Below are 1773 nucleotides of genomic sequence, written 5' to 3'. Positions count from 1 at the left end.
CATACCGGCTGTCGCGCGAAACACGGCTGGTAAGTCATGGGGCGTATAAGAGGACCGGTTGGCCACAAGCACACTTTGGCTGGTGACAGGCACAACGCGCACTTTTGCATCATCCGTAGCGCCAGCAACGACCTTTTGGCTATGATATACAGTCCCACAAGAGGACAGTGAAAGTGCCATGAGAAGAGCAACAGCTGTACGCACTGGAATCATTCCTTGTCTTGAAATCCTTCGATTGTTCGGTTCTTAATGTCGAAGCTCGATCCTTAAAACCATTCTATAGAGTCAAACCTGCACGATAGAGGCTTTCACGCCGCACCAAACGGTATGAAAACCTTCGAAGATCAGGAGTCAATTCGTATAATATTTCGTCCCGTAAGACCCATAGGCACCATATGCATCGCCATAGCCGTAACGTTTCATGCCCTTGGGGTCGATTTGGTTGAGCACCAGCCCGTTGACTGTGACGCCAACCGTTTCGAACATCCGCAGTGAATCGCGCACTTGCGTTTTCGACGTTTTGTCCCAGTGAACGGTGAACAAGACGACATCAACATGTTGGGCAACGACCCGTGCGTCAGGCACAACCAGCACAGGCGGCGTGTCGATGATCACAAAGTCATAGGCCTCGCGTGCGGTTTTAAGGAAGTCCAAGAAGCGCTGCGATGACAAAATGTCGGCTGCGTTCTCGGTGCTGGGTTCACTGACAAGGATGTCTGCGCCAAGAATTTTGTCATGGATTACAGCTTCACTCAACGCGACATCTCCCGCCAAAACGCTCTTCAAGCCTTTGGCGTCCGTGACGTTAAGATACTGACTGAACACAAGACGACGAATGTCGCCTTCTACCAAGAGGACTTTTTTGCCCAAGCCAACCAAGTTTTGTGCCAAAGCAAAAGACACCGTGGTCTTGCCCTCGCCGGGTAAGGACGAGGTCGACATGATGACTTGTGGGGTTTTGTCGACACCGGATAGCAATACTGATGTCCGTAGATTGCGCACGGCTTCTGCGGCCGCAGAGGTGGGTTTGTCCGCCAGATAATCCAGACCGTCGCGACGGCTGCGACTTGGCAAGAGTGGAATTTGCCCCATCACCCGCAGGCCTGTGTCTGCTTCCAAATCGCTTGATTGACGATAGCCTTTTTGGCGCATTTCCAACAGCAAAGCTGCGCCACCTCCAAGCATTCCACCCAGAATGAGTGACATCGCGAGGATTAATGATTTGCGTGGCTCCGACGGACCGCTCGGCAAAACTGCGTTAGACAAAATACGGCTGTCCGCTTGCTGAATGCCCTCTTGTGCGGCGGTTTCTTTGAGGCGTCCTAGGAAATATTCATAGAGCAAACGGCTGGCCTCTGCCTCGCGTGACAATTGTTGCAGCTGAATGATTTCATCGCTTTGGGTGGCAATCTCGACTTCGCGTTCTTCAATACTCGCGGCCAAAGACTGTACCTGCGCGCCCGTGCGCTGTACTTGAAGTTGAGCGCGGGCCAAAAGCTGCGAAAACTGTGCGTCAAAGGCAGGGCTTGAACCCGTTTGGCGCCACAGCGTCATCAGTCGAGAATCTCCGGCTTGTTCCGCTTTGTCTTGATCTGATGCTGTCTCTAAAGCCGTCAAAGTCGCCAATTGACGTTCAGCCTCTGCAAATGTTGCACGGGTTGTTTTCAGCCGATCGCGCGACTCTTTGAGTTGACGATCAAGCGAGGTACCCTTCTCAATGCTAAAGAAAGCTGATTTGCTAAAGAAGTTTTATTCACGAGTGTTACTAAGTCC

The 1773-nt window shown here is 51.9% G+C and carries 1 protein-coding gene; it reads right to left on the bottom strand.

Features of this window, described 5'->3' with window-relative positions; all coding sequences use genetic code 11:
- Positions 1-351: 351 nt before the first annotated feature.
- Positions 352-1554, bottom strand: a complete 1203-nt coding sequence (locus KO499_RS14705; RefSeq protein WP_215984525.1) for a polysaccharide biosynthesis tyrosine autokinase — start codon at positions 1552-1554, stop codon at positions 352-354.
- Positions 1555-1773 lie beyond the last annotated feature (219 nt).

The sequence above is a fragment of the Marinobacter sp. F3R08 genome (assembly GCF_018860425.1).
GTDB lineage: Bacteria > Pseudomonadota > Gammaproteobacteria > Pseudomonadales > Oleiphilaceae > Marinobacter.
The sequence above is the reverse complement of the archived record's forward strand: the minus strand, read 5'-3'. Positions and strand labels throughout refer to the sequence as shown.